The 18,136-nt window shown below is 48.8% G+C and carries 18 protein-coding genes; 14 read left to right on the top strand and 4 right to left on the bottom strand.

Annotation, left to right across the window (positions count from 1 at the left end; all coding sequences use genetic code 11):
• The first annotated feature begins 24 nt into the window (after positions 1 to 24).
• A complete protein-coding gene (locus BMZ54_RS17075) occupies positions 25 to 468 on the top strand; it encodes a DinB family protein (protein ID WP_162277574.1) in 444 nt (147 codons plus the stop codon).
• Position 469: 1 nt separating this feature from the next.
• Here the strand turns inward: BMZ54_RS17075 and BMZ54_RS17070 are convergent, their stop codons facing one another.
• The gene (locus BMZ54_RS17070; protein ID WP_089914378.1) at positions 470 to 1,897 is read right to left on the bottom strand and encodes an aminotransferase-like domain-containing protein; all 1,428 of its coding nucleotides are present in this window, start codon (positions 1,895 to 1,897) and stop codon (positions 470 to 472) included.
• Between the two features lie 95 nt (positions 1,898 to 1,992).
• Here BMZ54_RS17070 and BMZ54_RS17065 point away from each other — a divergent pair, with 95 nt between their 5' ends.
• The 12 genes from BMZ54_RS17065 to BMZ54_RS17010 all read left to right on the top strand — a co-directional run bounded on the left by BMZ54_RS17065 (position 1,993) and on the right by BMZ54_RS17010 (position 11,781).
• On the top strand, positions 1,993 to 2,436 hold the full coding sequence (locus BMZ54_RS17065; RefSeq protein ID WP_089915723.1) for a carboxymuconolactone decarboxylase family protein: 444 nt from the start codon (positions 1,993 to 1,995) through the stop codon (positions 2,434 to 2,436).
• 303 nt (positions 2,437 to 2,739) lie between these two features.
• Positions 2,740 to 3,270, top strand: coding sequence for an ArsR/SmtB family transcription factor (locus BMZ54_RS17060; protein WP_089914375.1), 531 nt, complete (start codon positions 2,740 to 2,742; stop codon positions 3,268 to 3,270).
• 4 nt (positions 3,271 to 3,274) lie between these two features.
• The gene (locus tag BMZ54_RS17055; RefSeq protein ID WP_162277573.1) at positions 3,275 to 4,171 is read left to right on the top strand and encodes a DNA-3-methyladenine glycosylase family protein; all 897 of its coding nucleotides are present in this window, start codon (positions 3,275 to 3,277) and stop codon (positions 4,169 to 4,171) included.
• 73 nt (positions 4,172 to 4,244) lie between these two features.
• Entirely contained in the window at positions 4,245 to 4,730 is a 486-nt protein-coding gene (locus tag BMZ54_RS17050) for a methylated-DNA--[protein]-cysteine S-methyltransferase (protein ID WP_089914368.1), read from the top strand.
• Between the two features lie 353 nt (positions 4,731 to 5,083).
• Positions 5,084 to 6,544: a pyridoxal phosphate-dependent decarboxylase family protein gene (locus BMZ54_RS17045; RefSeq protein ID WP_089914365.1), complete on the top strand. Its 1,461-nt coding sequence runs from the start codon at positions 5,084 to 5,086 to the stop codon at positions 6,542 to 6,544.
• Between the two features lie 25 nt (positions 6,545 to 6,569).
• Positions 6,570 to 7,487, top strand: coding sequence for an EamA family transporter (locus BMZ54_RS17040; protein WP_089914362.1), 918 nt, complete (start codon positions 6,570 to 6,572; stop codon positions 7,485 to 7,487).
• Positions 7,474 to 7,947, top strand: coding sequence for a DinB family protein (locus BMZ54_RS17035; RefSeq protein ID WP_089914360.1), 474 nt, complete (start codon positions 7,474 to 7,476; stop codon positions 7,945 to 7,947). The genes BMZ54_RS17040 and BMZ54_RS17035 overlap by 14 nt, the downstream gene beginning before the upstream one ends.
• Before the next feature lie 86 nt (positions 7,948 to 8,033).
• The gene (locus BMZ54_RS17030) at positions 8,034 to 8,474 is read left to right on the top strand and encodes a GNAT family N-acetyltransferase (protein ID WP_089915720.1); all 441 of its coding nucleotides are present in this window, start codon (positions 8,034 to 8,036) and stop codon (positions 8,472 to 8,474) included.
• A 12-nt stretch (positions 8,475 to 8,486) separates the two neighbouring features.
• Entirely contained in the window at positions 8,487 to 9,047 is a 561-nt protein-coding gene (locus tag BMZ54_RS17025) for an NUDIX domain-containing protein (protein ID WP_089914358.1), read from the top strand.
• Positions 9,048 to 9,070: 23 nt separating this feature from the next.
• Positions 9,071 to 9,859 (top strand): 23S rRNA (guanosine(2251)-2'-O)-methyltransferase RlmB, encoded by a 789-nt coding sequence (gene rlmB / locus BMZ54_RS17020; RefSeq protein ID WP_089914355.1) that lies wholly within the window; start codon positions 9,071 to 9,073, stop codon positions 9,857 to 9,859.
• Positions 9,860 to 9,916: 57 nt separating this feature from the next.
• A complete protein-coding gene (locus BMZ54_RS17015; protein ID WP_089914352.1) occupies positions 9,917 to 10,771 on the top strand; it encodes a hydroxymethylglutaryl-CoA lyase in 855 nt (284 codons plus the stop codon).
• A gap of 35 nt (positions 10,772 to 10,806) precedes the next feature.
• Entirely contained in the window at positions 10,807 to 11,781 is a 975-nt protein-coding gene (locus BMZ54_RS17010) for a GSCFA domain-containing protein (protein WP_089914349.1), read from the top strand.
• Between the two features lie 249 nt (positions 11,782 to 12,030).
• On the opposite strand, the gene BMZ54_RS17005 is transcribed toward BMZ54_RS17010, so the two are convergent.
• Together BMZ54_RS17005 and BMZ54_RS17000 are read right to left on the bottom strand one after the other, a co-directional pair.
• Positions 12,031 to 13,029, bottom strand: a complete 999-nt coding sequence (locus BMZ54_RS17005) for a glycosyltransferase family 61 protein (RefSeq protein ID WP_089914346.1) — start codon at positions 13,027 to 13,029, stop codon at positions 12,031 to 12,033.
• 436 nt (positions 13,030 to 13,465) lie between these two features.
• Positions 13,466 to 14,965 carry an MFS transporter gene (locus BMZ54_RS17000; protein WP_089914343.1) on the bottom strand — a complete coding sequence of 500 codons (1,500 nt, stop codon included), beginning with the start codon at positions 14,963 to 14,965 and terminating at the stop codon, positions 13,466 to 13,468.
• Positions 14,966 to 15,116: 151 nt separating this feature from the next.
• On the opposite strand from BMZ54_RS17000, the gene BMZ54_RS16995 reads away from it, so the two are divergent.
• Complete coding sequence (locus tag BMZ54_RS16995; protein ID WP_162277572.1) at positions 15,117 to 17,360, top strand: patatin-like phospholipase family protein; 2,244 nt, start codon at positions 15,117 to 15,119, stop codon at positions 17,358 to 17,360.
• Positions 17,361 to 17,398: 38 nt separating this feature from the next.
• Here the strand turns inward: BMZ54_RS16995 and miaE are convergent, their stop codons facing one another.
• Positions 17,399 to 17,995 carry a MiaE family protein gene (miaE, locus tag BMZ54_RS16990; RefSeq protein WP_089914337.1) on the bottom strand — a complete coding sequence of 199 codons (597 nt, stop codon included), beginning with the start codon at positions 17,993 to 17,995 and terminating at the stop codon, positions 17,399 to 17,401.
• Positions 17,996 to 18,136: the final 141 nt, after the last annotated feature.

The raw sequence follows: 18,136 nt of genomic DNA, 5'->3' as shown, positions 1-18,136 counted from the left end.
GCCAATATGTTTTATCCATCATTGTTGGAACGTCTGTTGAACCAGTATCAGGCACTACCGCCTATGCTATCGGCTTTAACGCAGGAGCAGCTGCTGGCGCAGCCTTTGCCCGGCAAATGGTCGGTGCAGGAGCAGGTAGCCCACCTGGTGAGCTATCAGCCGGCATTCCTGAGCAGGGTGTATCGTATCCTGGATACGCAGGACCCGCTGTTTGAGCCGTATGTGGGCGATGATGATCCGGTGTTCCTGTACTGGCGCCGCCAGTCGATGAACACGTTGCTGGAAGAGCTGGAAACCGACCGGCAAAAGATCATTCAGCTGCTGCAAAGCCTTGCGGAGGAACAATTACAGCGGGTAGGTGTGCACAAACGCTATGGCCGTTTGAACATACTGCAGTGGACAGAGTTCTTCCTGTTGCATGAAGCGCATCATTTGTTCTCCATTTTTAAGCTGGCGCATGCGCAGTAGCTTATAGCATTTTCCGGATCAGTTTTCCGGTAGTTTGCACGGCCCGGGTCAGGTCTTCATTCCAGGGCAGTGCGGCGCTGAGGCGCATACAATTCTTATATTTCTGTTGGCTGGTGAACAGGGTGCCGGGCATAATACCAATGTTATGTGCTGCCGCCTGCCGGTGCAGCTCCCAGGTATCTGTTCTTTTATTGCACACCACCCAAAGGTTAAAGGAACCTTCCGGGTTGCTGAGCTGTGTATCATCCGGGTAGTATTGCTGGATGGCGCGGGCCATTTGCTGCGTTTGCAGGGCCAGTGCCCCCCGTAGCTGTTTCAGGTGCAGATCCGGGCGCTGATGCTCCAGGTAGCTATGTACAGCCAGCTGCGGCAGCAGGCCGGTAGAAAAGGTGGTCATAAATTTCAGCTGTTGTACCTGGGTGTAATACCTGCCGGGAATTACCCATCCAAGGCGGTAGCCGGGCGCCAGCCATTTGGAAAAAGAAGAGCAGTGCAGCACTAATCCATCCTTATCAAAAGTCTTTACAGTAGCGGGCCTTTCCGGTCCATGATGCAGCTCTCCAAAAGTATCATCTTCAATTAACGGCACCTGGTATTTGTGCAGCAGCTGCGCCAGCGCCTTTTTGCCGGCAGCAGGCATACAGCTGCCTAAGGGATTATTATAATTGCTGATGAACAAGCAGGCGTTTACCCGCTTTTTACGGAAGGCATCTTCCAGCTTTTCAAGTGATATGCCGCTTACCGGGTCAGTAGGTATTTCAAGCGCTTTCATACCCAGGCTTTCAATGGTCATCAGCAATCCAAAAAAAGTAGGTGATTCTATGGCAATGGTATCACCGGCTTTGGCCACTGCCCGCAAACACAGGCTAATGGCTTCCATACAGCCATTGGTGATAATAATGTCCGATGAATTAACGGCTCCCTTCCAGCTGAGCGTACGCCGGGCAATATGTTTGCGCAGCGGTTCATAACCATTCAGATCATTATAATGCACAAAGGCCGCCTTATGCGAACGTACGGCATGCAGCAGGGCTTTGTGCAGCTTGTTAAGCGGGAACAGCTCATTGGCCGGCGCTGCAGCATCCAGGGAAATAAAGCCTTTGTACTGCCGTCCATCATGTATGCGCTGCATTTGTTCATTTACCTTTACCGTGGTAATAGCAGCCCGGGGTGTAGTAATAGCCGGCAATTGCGGGCGTTGCCGCTGCGTATACTGCACATAATACCCTGAGCGCTCACGGGCAGCTATCCAGCCCCTTTTTTCAAGCTGTGTATATACCTGTAAAGCGGTGCTGATACTGATATTATGCTCCTGGTGCAGCTCACGCACAGAGGGTAGTTTGTCGCCCGCTGCATACACACCTTTTTCAATTAGCAGCTCAATTTTATCAGCCAGCTGCTGGTATAAAAAATCATCTGTTTTAGGCATAACCCTATCTGTTATGCTCAAAAATAACAAATTCTGTATCTGTTTTGGTGAGCTGTATTGCTGTTATTTTGTATCCGGATCAAACCTATAAGCAGATGAAAACAAGAATGCACTGGAAAGAAGTAGACCCCGAAGCCTACAAAGCGATGAGTACTTTAGAAACGTATGTACGCAACAGCAGCCTGGATAAAAAGCTGATGGACCTGGTTAAAGTGCGCGCCTCCCAGATCAATGGCTGCGCCTTTTGCCTGGATATGCATGCCTTTGAGGCCCGCAAAATAGGAGAAACAGAACAGCGCCTGTATACGCTGGCCGGCTGGAGGGATGCGCCCTTTTTTACTTCGCAGGAGCGGGCTGCTTTAGCGCTTACAGAAGCGGTTACTCTGGTATCCTCCACGCATGTGCCGGACGATGTTTATAATGAGGCCGCTCAGTATTTTTCCGAAAAAGAGCTGGTGCAGCTGATCCTCCTGATTGTAACCATCAACAGTTGGAACCGCATTGTTATTTCAACACGGACACTTCCACAGCTACGCTAATTAATAATTAAGAATGAATAATTAATAGACGTAGCGCTGGTATTTCAAGTGAGTAACTGGTCTTCATGATTAATATAGGAATATACATCAAACAACAGCCTTCATTATTAATAGGCATGGGGCTTGTTTTCAGGTGAACAACCAGCCTCCGGGATTATTAATTATTCATTCTTAATTATAATTGTGGCAGTGCTTTACTTCGGGTGAACAAGCGGCCTTCGTGATTATTCATTCTTCATTATTAATTATTTTTTGTGCAATTAAAAAGTTGCGCTATTTTCGTGCAACTTAAATGTTGCGCAAATGGATGAGCTGTTTAAAGGGCTCGCTGATCCGGTACGCAGACAAATACTGGAGCTGCTGTTACAGCAGCCGCTGAATGTGAACCAGATCAACGAGCATTTTAGTGATATTAGCCGGCAGGCCGTTTCCAAACATGTAAGTGTACTGGAAGACTGTGGCTGGATAAGGATCTACCAGGCCGGCAGAGAACGTTACGGTTACCTGAACAAAACGGCTTTTTACCAGCTGAAAGACTGGCTGCAGGACTACCTGAACCTGGACCAGCGCTCCCTTAAAAATGACCATGGCGTATTCCTGGAACGTACTACCTACAAGAAAGGTTCCCCGCTAACTTATCCTGTAATGCTGCAGGCCATGCTCAGCAAGGATAAAGATTTTGATACCCTCTTCTACAACGCCGTAAAAACCACCGGCATTTTCTGTAAACCATCCTGTTCCGCTAATCCGCGGCCAGACAATGTTATTTTCTATGCTAACCGCGATGAAGCCCTGAAGAATGGTTTCCGCGCCTGTAAGCGTTGTAAACCATAAGCACATGATCAAAGTACCCATATTACATCCTGAACAATTTTCCTTTGCGGAGTGCCTGGTATTCCTCAGCCGCTCCGACCGGGAGTGCCTGCATTTTGTGAAAGACGGTTACCTGCAGCGTATGATTGTACAGGATAGCGCCCCGCTGTTGCTGAAGATCCGCGAAGCGGCTGATAAAAAAACACTGGAAGTACAAGTAACGAATCCCTGGGAGGTAGCGGTGAATGAAACTAACATCCGCCAATTTGTTACACACTGGCTGCACCTGGATGCCGATATGCAATCCTTTTACAACTTTGCCGCACAGGATGAGGTACTAGCGCCGCTGGTGCAGCGTTACCCCGGCTTGCGTCTTATTGGTATACCGGATATGTTTGAAGCTATTACATGGACTATTACCGGGCAGCAGATCAGCTTACCCTTTGCCTATACATTACGCCGCCGTTTTATACAGGCTTTTGGTTATCATGCGCAGATAGAGGGTACAGATCATTACACTTACCCGCATCCTGCGGTGGTAGCCGGCTTGCAGCCGGATGACCTGATCCCCATGCAGTTCTCGCGCAGTAAAGCCCATTATATTATAGGCATAGCAGCGGCCATGGCAGACGGGCGGTTAACAGCAGCACAGCTGCAGCAAATGGAATATACTGCTGCCAGGGAATACCTGCTGCAATGGAAAGGCATCGGCAACTGGTCAGCTAACTATGTGTTAATGAAGTACAGCCGTTTCCCGGAAGCATTGCCATTGGAAGATGCAGGCCTGCACAATGCCCTGCGCCGCCAGCTGCAGCTACCGGCCAAACCTTCCCTGGTAGCGGTAAAAGACTACACCGCCCATTGGCAGCAGCATGCAGCTTATGCCACCTTTTATTTGTGGAGAAGCTTATCCGCTGAGTAAAGCAAAGCTCCGCGTCAATTATCATCCGCTGCATTCTAATTCGTAATTCGTAATTAACTAATTCGTAATTAAAATGGATCTCTACCACCACACTTATCAATCTCCCATCGGTCCACTGGGCCTCACGGGAAATGATGACCACATCACGGGGATCATTTTTGATCCGCGTACGCTGGTCACTATGCAATCTTTGCCGGATATTTTCCTGCAATGTATGGCGGAGCTGGATGCATATTTTGCCGGCAGCAGCCGTACTTTCAGCTTTAAGATGCAGCAAAGCGGTACAGATTTTCAGCAAACGGTATGGCAGCAGCTGTTAGCCATCCCTTATGGCAATACGATCTCTTATTTGCAGCTGGCTAAACGGATCAACAATCCTAAAAGCATCCGTGCAGTAGGCACTGCCAATGGCAGCAACCATTTGCCGATCGTGGTGCCCTGCCATCGTGTAATTGGCAGCAATGGCTCGCTTACAGGCTTTGGCGGTGGTATCTGGCGCAAAAAGTGGCTGCTGGAGCACGAATGGAAGCATAAGTATGGTACACAGGAATTGTTTTAACCAGCAGGGCTCATTTGCATGTGATATGGCCCATTTGTTTGATGAATCCCACCCGTATCTGTACCTTGGCAGTTAAGGAAAGCCTGCTAGAAGTGATATGCCCACACGATTAATTTAGGACCATCTGATCTGGTTGTTTGTTTTTGCAATTCCTTCCATAGTACGTTGGCCCGCTTGCTATAGGCCAATAGCAGCAGGGATACGGATAATTACCTCCCCGGCCACTGATCACGAAAGTTGGTTCAACAGCTATCTGATCTGGTCAATTTTTACAGAACTGCATCTGTTTTAGATAAGTTTTTTGTATCAATTTTGCTGTCTCAACCGTTACAGTTATTCTAAACGTTAGTAAAATGAACGCGCAATTAGAACAGGATCTGGCGCAATTAAATGACCTATTGGTAGCAACACAAACATTTAGTACCCACTTTTTATCCAATATAGATGAGCTACCGGCCAGTAAGTACATGCCACCGCCAGGCAATGCTACTTTATTACCGGAGCAGGGCATTGGAGCGATGGCTGCTTTACAGCAGTTCCGTCAGCAATATGGCCCTTATCTCGCTGCAGGCGCAGGCGCGCGCTACTGGGGTTTTGTAACCGGTGGCGTAACGCCTGCCGCCTTAGCTGGCGATTGGGTGGCTTCCGCCATTGACATGAATGCGGCCGACAAAGGCGGCGCCGCCTTTAATATTGAAATAGCCACCATACAAATGCTCCGGCAATTATTTGGGTTACCGGATGATTTTGAAGGCAGCTTTGTATCCGGCGCTACGATGTCAAACTTTGCAGGACTGGCTGTGGCAAGGCAATGGCTGGGAGAACAGCAGGGAGTAGATGTAGGACAGCAGGGTATAGGCGTCTTGCAGGAGCCAAAAGTGCTTGCCTGCACGCCGCATTCCAGTGTGGCTAAGAGCCTTTCTATGCTAGGCTTTGGCAGGGATGCGCTGATAAAGATACCGGCCCTGCCCCAACGGGAAGCCGTAGACGTAGATGCGCTGGAAGCCTGGCTGCAGCAGCACAAAGGCCGGCCGGTGATCTTTGTTGCCAGTGCAGGCACGGTAAATACAACTGACTTTGATGATCTTGCTGCGCTGGCACGTTTAAAGCAGCAATATAATTTCTGGTTGCATGTGGATGCTGCTTTTGGCGGGTTTGCCGCCTGCAGCCCGCAGCACCGGCATTTGGTAAAAGGCTGGGAAGCGGCAGACAGTATTACCATTGACGCACATAAATGGATGAACGTGCCTTATGATGCGGCCATGATCTTTTGCAGGCATCCTTCATTACAGGCCGCCGTGTTCAAGAACGTAGGCGCTGCTTACTTAGGCGATCCTGCAAAGGACTTTAACTTCATTCATCATGTACCGGAAAACTCGCGCCGCCTGCGGGCCTTACCAGCCTGGTACTCGCTGCAGGCTTATGGTGCCAAAGGCTACCAGGATATAGTAGAAGCCAATATACAGCAGGCAAATTTACTGGGATCGCTGATTTCAGACAGCCCGTACTTCCGCTTGCTGGCGCCGGTGAAGCTGAGCGTGGTTTGTTTTACACTTAGCAAACCTTTGAACGAGCTGGATGAAGCCACCACCCGTTTCCTGGAAATACTGGCTGAGCGTGGCGTAGCTTTTATGACGCCTACGGTATACCTGCACACACCAGCCATCCGCGCAGCCTTGGTAAGCTGGCGTACTACGGAGCAGGATGTACGCAGGGTGTGGAAGGAAATGGAAGAAATAGCACAAAGCTTAAAGCCCAAAGCTGAAAGCAAAGAAAAACCGCTGTTAGACAAACTACTAAGCTTTCTGCTTTAGGCTTTAAGCTTTAACCTTTACAAGAATGACACAATCCAAACATACAAAAGCTTACCTGGCGCTGGTCATAGTAAGCATTTTCTGGGGCACTACTTACCTGGCTTCCAGGATAGGGGTGCGGCATATGCACGGGCTTATGCTGTCCGGCCTGCGGCAAAGCGTGGCAGGTGTGCTGTTAGTAAGCTTCTTTTTACTGAAAGGGTATAAGCTGCCGGGCAAGGCTGTATTATCACGCCTGTTCATGATTGGTATGATGATGCTGGTAGGCGCCAACGGCCTGCTTACCTGGGCCATGAAATACATACCCAGTGGACTGGGCGCCATTATTGCCGCCACCGTGCCTATCTGGATGACCATCTTCAGCTTTTTCCTGGTGCAGCAAAAGAACCGGGTATCGCCCCTGTTAATTGCCGGTATGATCATTGGTTTTATTGGCGTAGCAGGCATTTTTTCCGATTACCTGGGTGATCTCATGAACCCTGATTTCCGCTTTGGTATTATCCTGGTGCTTATCAGCTGTTTATCGTGGTCCATGGGTTCCGTGCTCACCGCCAAGTGGGCGCTGGAGGTGAATTACCTGTACGGCGCAGGATTTGAAATGTTATTCAGTGGTATTGTAATGCTGGTAATAACCCTGGTTACCGGGGAGTTCCGCCATGCGGAGTTTACCGGCGAGTTATGGGACAGCCTGATATACCTGATCTTCTTCGGGTCTATATTAGGATACTCCGCTTACGTATACACGCTCAATAACCTGCCGCCATCCCTGGCATCCGTGTATGCCTATATTAACCCGATAGTAGCAGTGCTGCTGGGATGGCTGATCTTAAATGAACAATTAAACTGGATCACTGCTTTATCATGCCTGGTAACATTAACCGGGGTGTATATGGTGAATACAGCCGTAAATAAAAGTAAAGAACAACGCTATGAGCTCAGCTGAGGAAACCACTGCACAGGCAACCGCCCGCGGGCTGGAACAAACATTAACGGTAGCGGTACCTAACCTTCGGAAATATACCGAAGCTGAAGCAGCCCTTAAACCAGCGCCTGAAAAGTGGAGCAAAAAGGAAATATTGGGTCACCTGATAGATTCAGCGCTCAACAACCATCAACGTTTTATACGCGCACAGCAAGGGCCGCTGGAGCTGCCGGGATATGCGCAGGATTTCTGGGTAGCCGCGCAGGGCTACCAGGAAACAGATTGGGAAACGCTCATCCTGTTATGGGCCGTAGTGAACCGTCACCTGATACGGGTAATGCAACGCATCCCTGCAGCCGCCTTACAGCAAACCTGTAAAATAGGCGCCCACGCACCGGTAACGCTGGAATATATAGTGGAGGATTACCTGGTGCACTTACACCATCATCTGCGGCAGGCGCAGGTGACTTATTCAACCTGAACGATTTAGATAGAAGTATGACACGATGCCCGCTGGTATTTACCAGACCGGGCATCTTTTTTTACCGGGAAATCTTACATTTAAGTATGACAATCAGAGAAGCCACCTTACAGGATGCCGCTGCCGTAGCAGTTTTGTTTGATGCCTACCGTATCCACTATGAGCAGGCGCCGGACCTGCCGGGTGCAGAAGCCTTTATAGCTGACCGGATCCGCAACCGGGAAAGCGTGATCTACCTGGCGGAGGAAGGAGAGGAGCTGCTGGGCTTCGTACAGCTATACCCGTTATTCACATCTGTAGGTATGCAGCGTGCCTGGGTGCTGAACGACCTGTATGTATGGGAGCAGTACCGCAATACCGGCGTAGGCCGCGCGCTGATCGATGCCGCCAAAGCGCTGGCCCAATCCACCAATGCCAAATGGATCATGCTGCAAACGCATAATGACAATGTGAATGCCCAGGCCCTGTATGAAAAAACAGGTTTTGAGAAAGATGATATTTACTACTACTATTACCTGAGCGTTTGATATTTTTATAACATGGAAACAGTGCACAACAATCCCTGGAAAATATTATCCAGCCAGGTACAGTATGATAATAAATGGATACGGCTTACAGAACACCAGGTCATTAACCCCAATGGCGGCGCCGGTATTTACGGCGTGGTACATTTCAAAAACCTGGCTATAGGCGTGGTAGCGCTGGATGAGGAAGGATATATTTACCTGGTGGGGCAATACCGTTTTCCGCTGGAGCAGTTCTCCTGGGAAATACCGGAAGGCGGCGGCCCCCTGGATGAGGAGCCCCTGGCTTCTGCACAGCGCGAGCTGCTGGAAGAGACCGGGCTGGTAGCCAAAGACTGGTCCCTCATTGTACACATGCACCTGTCTAACTCCGTATCTGACGAAAAGAGCCTGGTGTACCTGGCCCGCGGCCTGGAGCAGCGTGCGCCGGAGCCGGAAGAAACCGAACAGCTTACTACCCGGCGTATTCCTTTTGAAGAGGCCTACCAGATGGTGAAAAACCACCAGATCACCGATTCCATTTCTGTTGCTGCCATTCAGAAAATAAAGCTGATGATGCTGGAAAAGGAGATTTAGCACATTAGTTCGTAATTTGCAGCATGGATTTTCGTAAAAACGCTACCCGCCGCACCTTTGCACCCAAGCCCAAAGCCTCTTCCATGGTTATAGGGCGGCAACCGGTGGTAGAAGCAATACAATCCGGTAAGGCCATTGAGCGCATTTATATGCTGCGCAATGCTACCGGCGACATTATTCCGCAAATAAAGCAGCTGGCCGCACAATACAATATTCCCATTAACGGAGTACCGGTGGAGAAATTGAATAGTCTTACCCAGGCTAATCACCAGGGTATTATTGCCATTACAGGCCAGATCAGCTACCTGGACCTCCAGGATGTGATCTCCCACACTACAGAGCAGGGCCTTACGCCGCTGTTCCTGATCCTGGACGGTATTACCGATGTACGTAACATTGGCGCCATTGCCCGCAGCGCCGTTTGCTGTGGCGCGCAGGCCATCATTATCCCGGATAAAGGAATTGCAGCACTGAATGAGGAAGCCATTAAGTCCTCTGCCGGCGCGCTGGAAAAAATATCCGTTTGCCGGGTCAACAGCCTGCTGAAAGCTATTGACACCCTGCACCTGAACGGTATTAAGGTAATGGCCAGTGAAATGGAAGCCACGCCCAGGCTGTACAACTGCGACCTGAAAGAGCCGGTAGCCGTGATCATGGGATCAGAGGATAAAGGGGTGTATCCTGCATTGCTAAAAGCAGCAGATACGCTTTTTCATATACCCATGACCGGTAACTTTGAATCCTTCAATGTATCTGTGGCAGCGGGTATCATTTTATATGAAGCCATGAAGCAAAGGACGCTGGATGTGTGATGCAGGAAGTAAGATGCTGGCATCATCCATCTGAGATCCGGGTTCAAATCATCGATCATGAAACTAATCGAATGTCCGCGGGACGCTATGCAGGGATGGCATCACCCCATTCCAACGGCTGATAAGATCCAATACCTCAATACCCTGTTGCAGGTAGGTTTTGATACCATCGACTTTGGCAGTTTTGTATCGCCTAAGGCTATTCCGCAAATGGCGGATACGGCAGAAGTGCTGTCGCACCTGGATATTCCGGCAAACGGCAGTAAGCTGCTGGCCATTGTAGCCAACCAGCGCGGGGCAGAAGAAGCCGTGATGTGTGAACCCATTACTTACCTGGGTTATCCCTTTTCCATATCAGAAACATTCCAGCTGCGCAATACCAATAAAACCATTGCAGAATCGCTGGAGCTGGTGCAAACCATACAGGAGCTGTGTATTAAGAACCGCAAGCAGCTGGTGGTATACATCTCTATGGGTTTTGGCAATCCCTATGGCGACCCGTACGATGCAGGCATTGCCATGCAATGGGTAGATGAGCTGACAAAGATGGACATTGGCATTATTTCCCTGGCAGATACCGTGGGCGTAGCAGAACCGGATAACATTACCAAACTGTTTTCCACGCTCATACCCGCTTATCCGCAGGTGGAGTTTGGCGCGCATTTTCACTCCGCCCCTCATAACTGGGAGGAGAAAGTGGCAGCCGCCTATGCGCAGGGCTGCCGCCGGTTCGATAGCACTATTAAAGGTATTGGCGGTTGCCCCATGGCTAAGGATGACCTGGTAGGGAACCTGGCCACGGAAAATCTGCTGCAGTTCTGTAAGGAACATAATGAACCGCTAACACTGCACCAGCCGGCCTTAGCGCAGGCGCAAAGATTAGCAGAGCAGATATTTGCCCCTTCGCTATAATCTTCATTCCTAATTATTAATTCTTAATTACAAGCATGCACTTCCGCCTTACCTTCCCCATCACACCCATAGAACCGCCCATCGACTACCGCGACCGGCTGTTGCTGATGGGATCCTGTTTTGCGGAAGAAATGGGCGTGCAGCTGCAACAGCATTTGTTCCGGACTTTGGTGAACCCACACGGCATTTTATATAACCCCCTTAGCATTACACAGGCCATACACAGCTACCTGGATGGTAAACAGTATACGGAAGACGACCTTTTCCAGCACAATGATCTGTGGCATAGCTGGGATCATCACAGCCGTTTTTCCGCACTAACACCCGCTGCTGCGCTGCAAAATATCAATGCCGCTCAGACGCAGGCTGCACAATGCCTGGAAGAAGCCCGCTGGCTGGCGATCACCCTGGGTTCTGCACATGCCTATGTATTAAAGGAAACCGGGCAGCTGGCAGGCAACTGCCACAAAGTGCCTATGGCATCTTTCTATAAAAAGCTGCTTACGGTAGATGAGATCATCAGCGCCCTGGATAATATGATGCACCGGCTGTTCTTCCGCAACCGGCATATTAATATCCTGTTTACGATCAGCCCTGTACGTTATGTGAGGGATGGAGTGGTGGAAAATAATCTCAGCAAAGCCATCCTGCTGCAGGCCGTGCATCACCTGGTAAATAAATTTGACCGCCTGTTCTACTTCCCGGCCTATGAGCTGGTGATAGACGACCTGCGCGATTACCGTTTTTATAAAGACGACCTGGTGCACCCTAATGAAACTGCCATTCATTATGTATGGGAGCAGTTCGTAAATAACTGCATTCACCCGGATAGCCAGCAGCTTCTCAGATCCATCCACGATCTGAACCGCGCCCGCCAGCATAAGCCCTTTAACCCGGAAAGCCCCCAGCACAAACAATTCCTGCAAACCTATGCCCGCAAGGTGCAGCAGCTGAAGGAGCAGCATGGACAGCTGGATTGGAGCGAGTTGGAGAAATACTTCAAAGGCTAACCAGGGCTAATTACGAATGATTCAATTACGACCACGCAAAACGGGGCACAGCCTGCCCCGCCCAGCGGGGAATGCCATTGAAAGTAATTATGATATGAGTAATTACGAATGGAATGCAGCGGATACTTGCCGCAGCCGTAATAGTATACCCGTTATTGTCAGGCTCCGCTGCACGTCGTTGCGATCACTATGGCCACGCCTCCGCCGAAGTACCCTGTGGGTGTACATCCTGGATACTAGTTAATATAATTAGTAACCGTTACTCTCCGCCATCAAATCTAATGTTTCTCTTAATAGACCTACGTCAATCGAAACATCAACCGGGTATAAGTTGCCATTGCCAGGTGGTGGCAAATAGAAGAAACCATGGTCAAGTGCAGAAGCCAGGGAAAAAAAGCAATTATTGGCTTTGTCTTGCGTATTTCGGAATTCCAGCACTGATCCCCCCGCTTGCATGAAAATCATGTTTGTTAATCCTGCACCATGCAACCCTGCCAGTATTTTAGTCTGTTTTAAGAGATCGATTTGCTGTTGCAAGCTGTAATCTTCAAGGCAATGTATTTCAAATCCGTATTGTTGCAGGATTGGTATTATCTCATTTTCATTAACGACTTTCCGCTTTGATGCCTTCGAACGGCTAACGTATACTTTTTTGTCGGGCGGCACATTGTAACCTTTTAAAAACCTCGCACGTAGGCTATTGATAATAGAAACATTGTAATTGCCTGTCACCGCGAGATGTGCCGGCAGTATTAGTTCATCTACCAGTAGTCTTTTTCCCGGATTATAGAAGCAAACAGGAACGTTTAAAAGCCGAAGTGTCTCATGTATATAGGATTTATCTGCGTATCTGGCCGGCAATATCAGGGCAGCTTTATTATCTGTGCGTGCCGCCGCTTCCCACCTGCTAAGTGCATCAGTCAACCAATGAAAGTACTCGACACTCCATTCATCTGTAACCCAGATGCCTCTTTTCAATCGCTCAGAGCGTTTAAAAAAATACACCAGCCTTTTTAAATGAGTGCTTCGCTTAACTGCAAACAGGTTTGTGAAGCGGCTATAAAATTTCAATGGACGTAAAGTAAATATCTGATCCTTAAAAACGTTTGCTTTTTCAAGTTGCAGAATCATCGGCTCATGAACATAAGTTGTAAATGCGCCTTCAAACAAGGGAAGGTCCGTTGGCTTTAAATTAATTGGTGGTTTCCGGTTTACAGTTATTGGTTTACCCCGCTCATCTGAGAACATAGTTATGAATAGTGTAATTAAATCGGTTATCTGTAAAAATAAAATTTTTGTTCTAATTAAATTATTAATTTATACCTATAAAACGGTGGATAATAGGCCGTAAACTTTATTGCTTTTTTCAAAATGAAAATTCCTATAACCGGTAGAACGAACTGGCTGGTGTCATCAAAAAGTTTCAATTGCTCGGTTATCATGTGCTCTAACTTTTCTGCTGTTACTTCTTTGCATCAATAGATCTCATTTCTTCCCGAAGTTCCCGGATACTAGTGACGAACGAAGCACCCCCCCGAACAGCAGGAAATTGCTTCGTTCCTCGCAATGGCAGGTATAAACAAGCGGATATCATATAATAATAAAAGTCCTGCAGCTTAACCGCAGGACTTTCATTTATGAAGTGCTCAATTCGTAATTCGTAATTGACAATTCGTAATTACTTCTACCCCTCCGCTGCTATTTCATACTCATTCAGTCCCTTCTCTTTTATAAACACCATTCCCACCGCAAAACAGATCAGCGCAACAGCGATCGGGTATATCAATCCCGCCAGGTGGTTACCGGTTTGCGTAACCAGCAGGGTAGAGATAGTAGGTAATAAACCGCCAAATACTCCATTGCCCAAATGATACGGCAATGACATGGAGGTATAACGGATGCGTGTGGGGAACAGCTCCACCAGGAACGCCGCAATAGGCGCATAGGCCATGGTTACAAATAATACCTGCACAAACACCAGTATTACAAGCAGTATAATAGCAGAATAGTTCAGCGTGATCTCTTTTTTAGTTTCTGTTTTGCCTTGTGTAAGCGTAGAGATCTCCTTTACCTGCGTGCCATCCGAATAGCTGTGAATGCGCGTGGTTTTCTCTGTGCTGATGCCGTTATTGTTGCTCAGGTTACTTTCTATCCGGAATTGAGCGCTGAGCTCCTGTTTCTTTTGCAGGTTCACGGTATTATCCATGGCGCTGTAAATAGGATAGTAGGCCAGGGCTGCCAGCAGCATACCGGCCATCATGATCTTTTTACGGCCTATCCTGTCAGATAATCCGCCAAAGTAAATAAAGAATGGAGTACCCAGTATCAGCGCAATGGCAATGATCACATTGGACTGTACAAACTCCAGCTGCATGGTCTTTTGTAAGAACGAGAGCGCATAGAATTGCCCGGTGTACCAAACCACGCCTTGCCCCATGGTAGCGCCAAATAAGGCCAGCAGCACCATACGCAGGTTCTCTTTTTTACCAAAGCTTTCTTTAAGCGGGTTGCGGGAGGTTTTGCCTTCAGCTTTCAGCTGAGCAAACAAAGGTGATTCCTGCAGGCGGATGCGGATGTAATAAGACATGATCACCAGCACTATTGACAGCAGGAAAGGGATCCGCCATCCCCAGCTGCTGAAGTCTTCCGGTTTCATAACATTGCGCGTGATCAATATTACCGCCAGCGATACAAATAAACCCAGTGTAGCCGTGGTTTGTATAAAGCTGGTGTAATACCCGCGCTTGTTGTCCGGGGCATGTTCCGCTACATAGGTAGCGGCGCCGCCGTACTCACCGCCCAGGGCCAGGCCCTGTAACAGGCGCAGCACCAGCACAATAATGGGCGCAAATACGCCAATGGTTTTATAATCCGGTATCAGCCCAATGGCAAAGGTAGAGCCGCCCATGATCAGCAACGTAAGCAGGAAAGTGTATTTACGGCCTGCAAGGTCGCCCAGGCGGCCGAATATAATAGCTCCGAAAGGGCGCACAATAAACCCTACCGCAAAGGTGGCCAGCGTGGCAATGTAGGCCAGGTCAGGGTTTGAGGCCGGAAAGAACTTTTCAGAGATAATGGCGGATAAGCTGCCGAAGATGTAAAAGTCGTACCACTCAATAAGGGTACCGGCAGAAGATGCGAAGATCACCTGCCAGATATTTTGCACATTTTTCGAGTTGTTCATTCGTAGGATTTATAAAAACAGGGGAGAAGATATAAAAAATTATTACAGTATTTAAATCTTTTGTAGGGGAAATAACCCTGGTATACGTCTTTACTGTCAGATGAATCCGTTAACTTTAGAGAATACTTTGTTGCGTCTGTGGACAGTTACTATGAGGTTTTTAAGCGTAATACTAGCCGTTATATTTCTTGGAATTTGTAGCTACCCTGCCGCCGTACAGGCCCAGTCGGGCAAAGGCCGTCCTAAAATAGGGCTCACACTCAGCGGAGGCGGGGCCAAGGGCCTGGCCCATATAGGCATCTTAGAAGCTATTGACAGCGCGGGGCTGAAGATCGATTATATCACCGGCACCAGCATGGGCAGCATTGTAGGCTCCCTGTACGCCATGGGTTATTCCGGCGATACCATTGAAACGCTGGCTCATCAGCTTGACTGGGACAACCTGTTTGCCAACCAGGCATCACTGAAAGATATTTCTTACGAAGAAAAAAGCGAATACGATAAGTATATAATAGAGATCCCGTTTGAGTACGGCAAACCCAAGCTGGCTTCCGGTGTAATTACCGGGCAACAGCTATGGCTGGAGCTGGCCCGCCTGTGCTGGCCCGCGCGGGATATAAAGGATTTCTCAAAGTTCAATATCCCCTTTAAATGTATTGCCACGGATGTTGCCACCGGCGAAATTGTAACGCTGGACACAGGGCAGATCATTACCAGCATACGGGCCAGTATGGCCATTCCTTCTATTTTTACCGCGGTAAAGATCGGCGACCGCAAGCTGGTAGATGGTGGCGTAGTACGTAACTTTCCCGTGATCACGGCCAAGGAAATGGGGGCGGATATTGTGATAGGCTCCAATGTAAGCGGCGGCCTGCGCAAAGCCGACCAGCTGACCACTCCATTTGATATCATTTACCAGCTGGGATTTTATAAAGATGCTATTGACTTTAAGGAAGCCCGCAAAGCCTGTGATATCTATATCCGGCATGATATGGAGGAATATTCCGCCGCCAGCTTTGGCAGTGTGGATTCTATTATCGAAAAAGGCAAACAAAAAGGCCGGGAAATGTACCCGGTGTTCAAGCACCTGGCCGATTCGCTGAACGCCTTGTACCCCACCGCACCTTTTCAAAAAGACCGCCTGCCTTTTGTGCCCGACATAGAACTAACGAGCATCAGCATAACAGGGCTGGTGCATTCCGACGAAAAGTTCTTCCGGGGCCGTCTGGGTCTCAAAACCGGCGGTTGTTATAACCCGGAGCAGCTAAAGGAGGCCGTACAGAATGTGTTTGGCACCCGTTTTTATAAAGAGATCACCTACAGCCTCACACCGGATGGCCCGGCAAAAGGCGCCATGAACGTACAGGTGGAGGAGAATCCCCTTACCTATGTAAAGTTTGCATTGCAGTACAATACCTTCACCAATGCCAGCGCCATTATTAACATTACACAAAGGAATTTCATTGTACCCAATTCCCGTTCATTCGTAACCGTAGCTATCAGTGATAATCCGCGGGTAGAAGCAGAGTACTTTAAATACCTGGGCTGGAACCGCAGCTTTGGCTTTGGCATGGGCCTATACTTTGAAAATAACGGGTTGAATGTGTACGATAATTTCGTCCGCCAGCAGCAATACCGCACCAAGTATGCTAACGCTAACGTACATATGCAGTATGCCCTGAGCCGTATTATGACCATTGGTGTTGGCACCCGCTGGGAGTATTTCCACTTCCGGCCCAGCTTTGAATCATCAGAAGAGCTGAAGGGAGACGGTAACCAGTTAAACAGCTACTGGTATTATGGCGTTAATTCCCTGGACCGTAAGATCTATCCGCGCAAAGGGATGGACCTGCAGCTGGAAGCAGGCTGGGTGTATAACCAAAATCCCAGCTACCGTCTGTACAAAGATGGGGTAATGGTGCCGGGAGATAGTACCGGCCTGGAGTTCCCGAACTATCAGCATGCTATGCTGCAAATGAAATATTACTTTCCGTTTAGCCGTAGAAGTGCGCTGGAGGTGAACCTGGGTAGCGGTGTGAATTTTAATTATAATCAATCCCCGATCAATGGTTACCTGTTAGGAGGGTTGAACAAAGTAGCGCATAACCAATTGACGTTTCCGGGATTGTATGAAGGTGAGGTAATAACATCCAGCGCAGCTATTGCGCAAGTCGCTTATCAGCATGAACTTTTCAGGAACCTATTCGTACTGCCGCGTATAGGTGTGGGACTGTATGATTTTAATGGCGATGTAAATGCCCGTTATCGTTATCTGAGCGGCTACTCCATTACCGCTGGCTATAGCTCCCGCCTGGGGCCCATAGAAGGCTCTCTCATGTATAATGATCAGGATGGGAGGTTGAAGTTTTATGTAAATATTGGGTTCAACTTCTAATGTACCGGCTTACCTCTCCCACGTACATCCGCACATCATTAATGCATCCTGTCTCCTCTAATCTCCATCCCCTTTAAGATCTCCGCTTCTGTTTGCAGCCAGTACTGCCAGCGCGGGCCTACTTTCTCTTCGGGAATATATTCATGCGCCAGGTCAATGAACAGGCGGTAATGCCCGGCTTCAGAGATCATGAACTTGCGGTAAAAATCACGGAGGTATTCATCTTCCAGTCCTTCGCTCAGCAGGCGGAAACGCTCGCAGCTGCGGGCTTCTATAAGGGCGCATATCAGCAGCTTATCCAGCAGCTGTTCTTCGGCAGTACCGCCTTTTACCTGGTGCAGCATCAGCTCATTTACATAAGCATCCTTGCGTTGCTTGCCCAGGGAAAAACCTCTTTTTTTCATTTCTGCCAGCACCTGCCGGAAGTGGCCCCATTCTTCCGTAACAATAGGCGCCAGATCCTGCACCAGCCGGTCTTTTTCAGGATAGCGCTGTATCAGCGATATGCAGGCCGTAGCGGCCTTCTGTTCGCAAAAAGCATGGTCGGTTAATACGGCCTCCAGGGAAATGGAAGCCAGGTTCACCCAGCGTGGGTCTGTTGGCAGCTGCAGGCCAAGAATGGATACTTTGGACATAGTAATGAAAGTAAGGTGTTCAGGTCGCGGACCGGTTATCATAACAGGCATGGCTTCCGGATACCGTGGCAAGTTACAAAGTTATAATGTACCGGAAGGGCAGGGGGGCATACAACTGGCATAAAAAGTACGTAAACCTAC

It is taken from the genome of Chitinophaga rupis, from assembly GCF_900109685.1.
GTDB classification, from domain to species: domain Bacteria; phylum Bacteroidota; class Bacteroidia; order Chitinophagales; family Chitinophagaceae; genus Chitinophaga; species Chitinophaga rupis.
The sequence above is the reverse complement of the archived record's forward strand: the minus strand, read 5'-3'. Positions and strand labels throughout refer to the sequence as shown.

What these genes read in the sequence shown, in the direction of transcription:
- BMZ54_RS17025 (WP_089914358.1), top strand. Translation starts at nt 8,487, where the DNA reads ATGGAAACAGTGCACAACAATCCCTGGAAAATATTATCCAGCCAGGTA.
- BMZ54_RS17040 (WP_089914362.1), top strand. Translation starts at nt 6,570, where the DNA reads ATGACACAATCCAAACATACAAAAGCTTACCTGGCGCTGGTCATAGTA.
- BMZ54_RS17035 (WP_089914360.1), top strand. Translation starts at nt 7,474, where the DNA reads ATGAGCTCAGCTGAGGAAACCACTGCACAGGCAACCGCCCGCGGGCTG.
- BMZ54_RS17065 (WP_089915723.1), top strand. Translation starts at nt 1,993, where the DNA reads ATGAAAACAAGAATGCACTGGAAAGAAGTAGACCCCGAAGCCTACAAA.
- BMZ54_RS17060 (WP_089914375.1), top strand. Translation starts at nt 2,740, where the DNA reads ATGGATGAGCTGTTTAAAGGGCTCGCTGATCCGGTACGCAGACAAATA.
- BMZ54_RS17050 (WP_089914368.1), top strand. Translation starts at nt 4,245, where the DNA reads ATGGATCTCTACCACCACACTTATCAATCTCCCATCGGTCCACTGGGC.
- BMZ54_RS17005 (WP_089914346.1), bottom strand. Translation starts at nt 13,029, where the DNA reads ATGTTCTCAGATGAGCGGGGTAAACCAATAACTGTAAACCGGAAACCA.
- BMZ54_RS16995 (WP_162277572.1), top strand. Translation starts at nt 15,117, where the DNA reads ATGAGGTTTTTAAGCGTAATACTAGCCGTTATATTTCTTGGAATTTGT.
- BMZ54_RS17010 (WP_089914349.1), top strand. Translation starts at nt 10,807, where the DNA reads ATGCACTTCCGCCTTACCTTCCCCATCACACCCATAGAACCGCCCATC.
- BMZ54_RS17000 (WP_089914343.1), bottom strand. Translation starts at nt 14,965, where the DNA reads ATGAACAACTCGAAAAATGTGCAAAATATCTGGCAGGTGATCTTCGCA.
- BMZ54_RS17055 (WP_162277573.1), top strand. Translation starts at nt 3,275, where the DNA reads ATGATCAAAGTACCCATATTACATCCTGAACAATTTTCCTTTGCGGAG.
- BMZ54_RS17045 (WP_089914365.1), top strand. Translation starts at nt 5,084, where the DNA reads ATGAACGCGCAATTAGAACAGGATCTGGCGCAATTAAATGACCTATTG.
- rlmB (WP_089914355.1), top strand. Translation starts at nt 9,071, where the DNA reads ATGGATTTTCGTAAAAACGCTACCCGCCGCACCTTTGCACCCAAGCCC.
- BMZ54_RS17030 (WP_089915720.1), top strand. Translation starts at nt 8,034, where the DNA reads ATGACAATCAGAGAAGCCACCTTACAGGATGCCGCTGCCGTAGCAGTT.
- BMZ54_RS17070 (WP_089914378.1), bottom strand. Translation starts at nt 1,897, where the DNA reads ATGCCTAAAACAGATGATTTTTTATACCAGCAGCTGGCTGATAAAATT.
- BMZ54_RS17015 (WP_089914352.1), top strand. Translation starts at nt 9,917, where the DNA reads ATGAAACTAATCGAATGTCCGCGGGACGCTATGCAGGGATGGCATCAC.
- miaE (WP_089914337.1), bottom strand. Translation starts at nt 17,995, where the DNA reads ATGTCCAAAGTATCCATTCTTGGCCTGCAGCTGCCAACAGACCCACGC.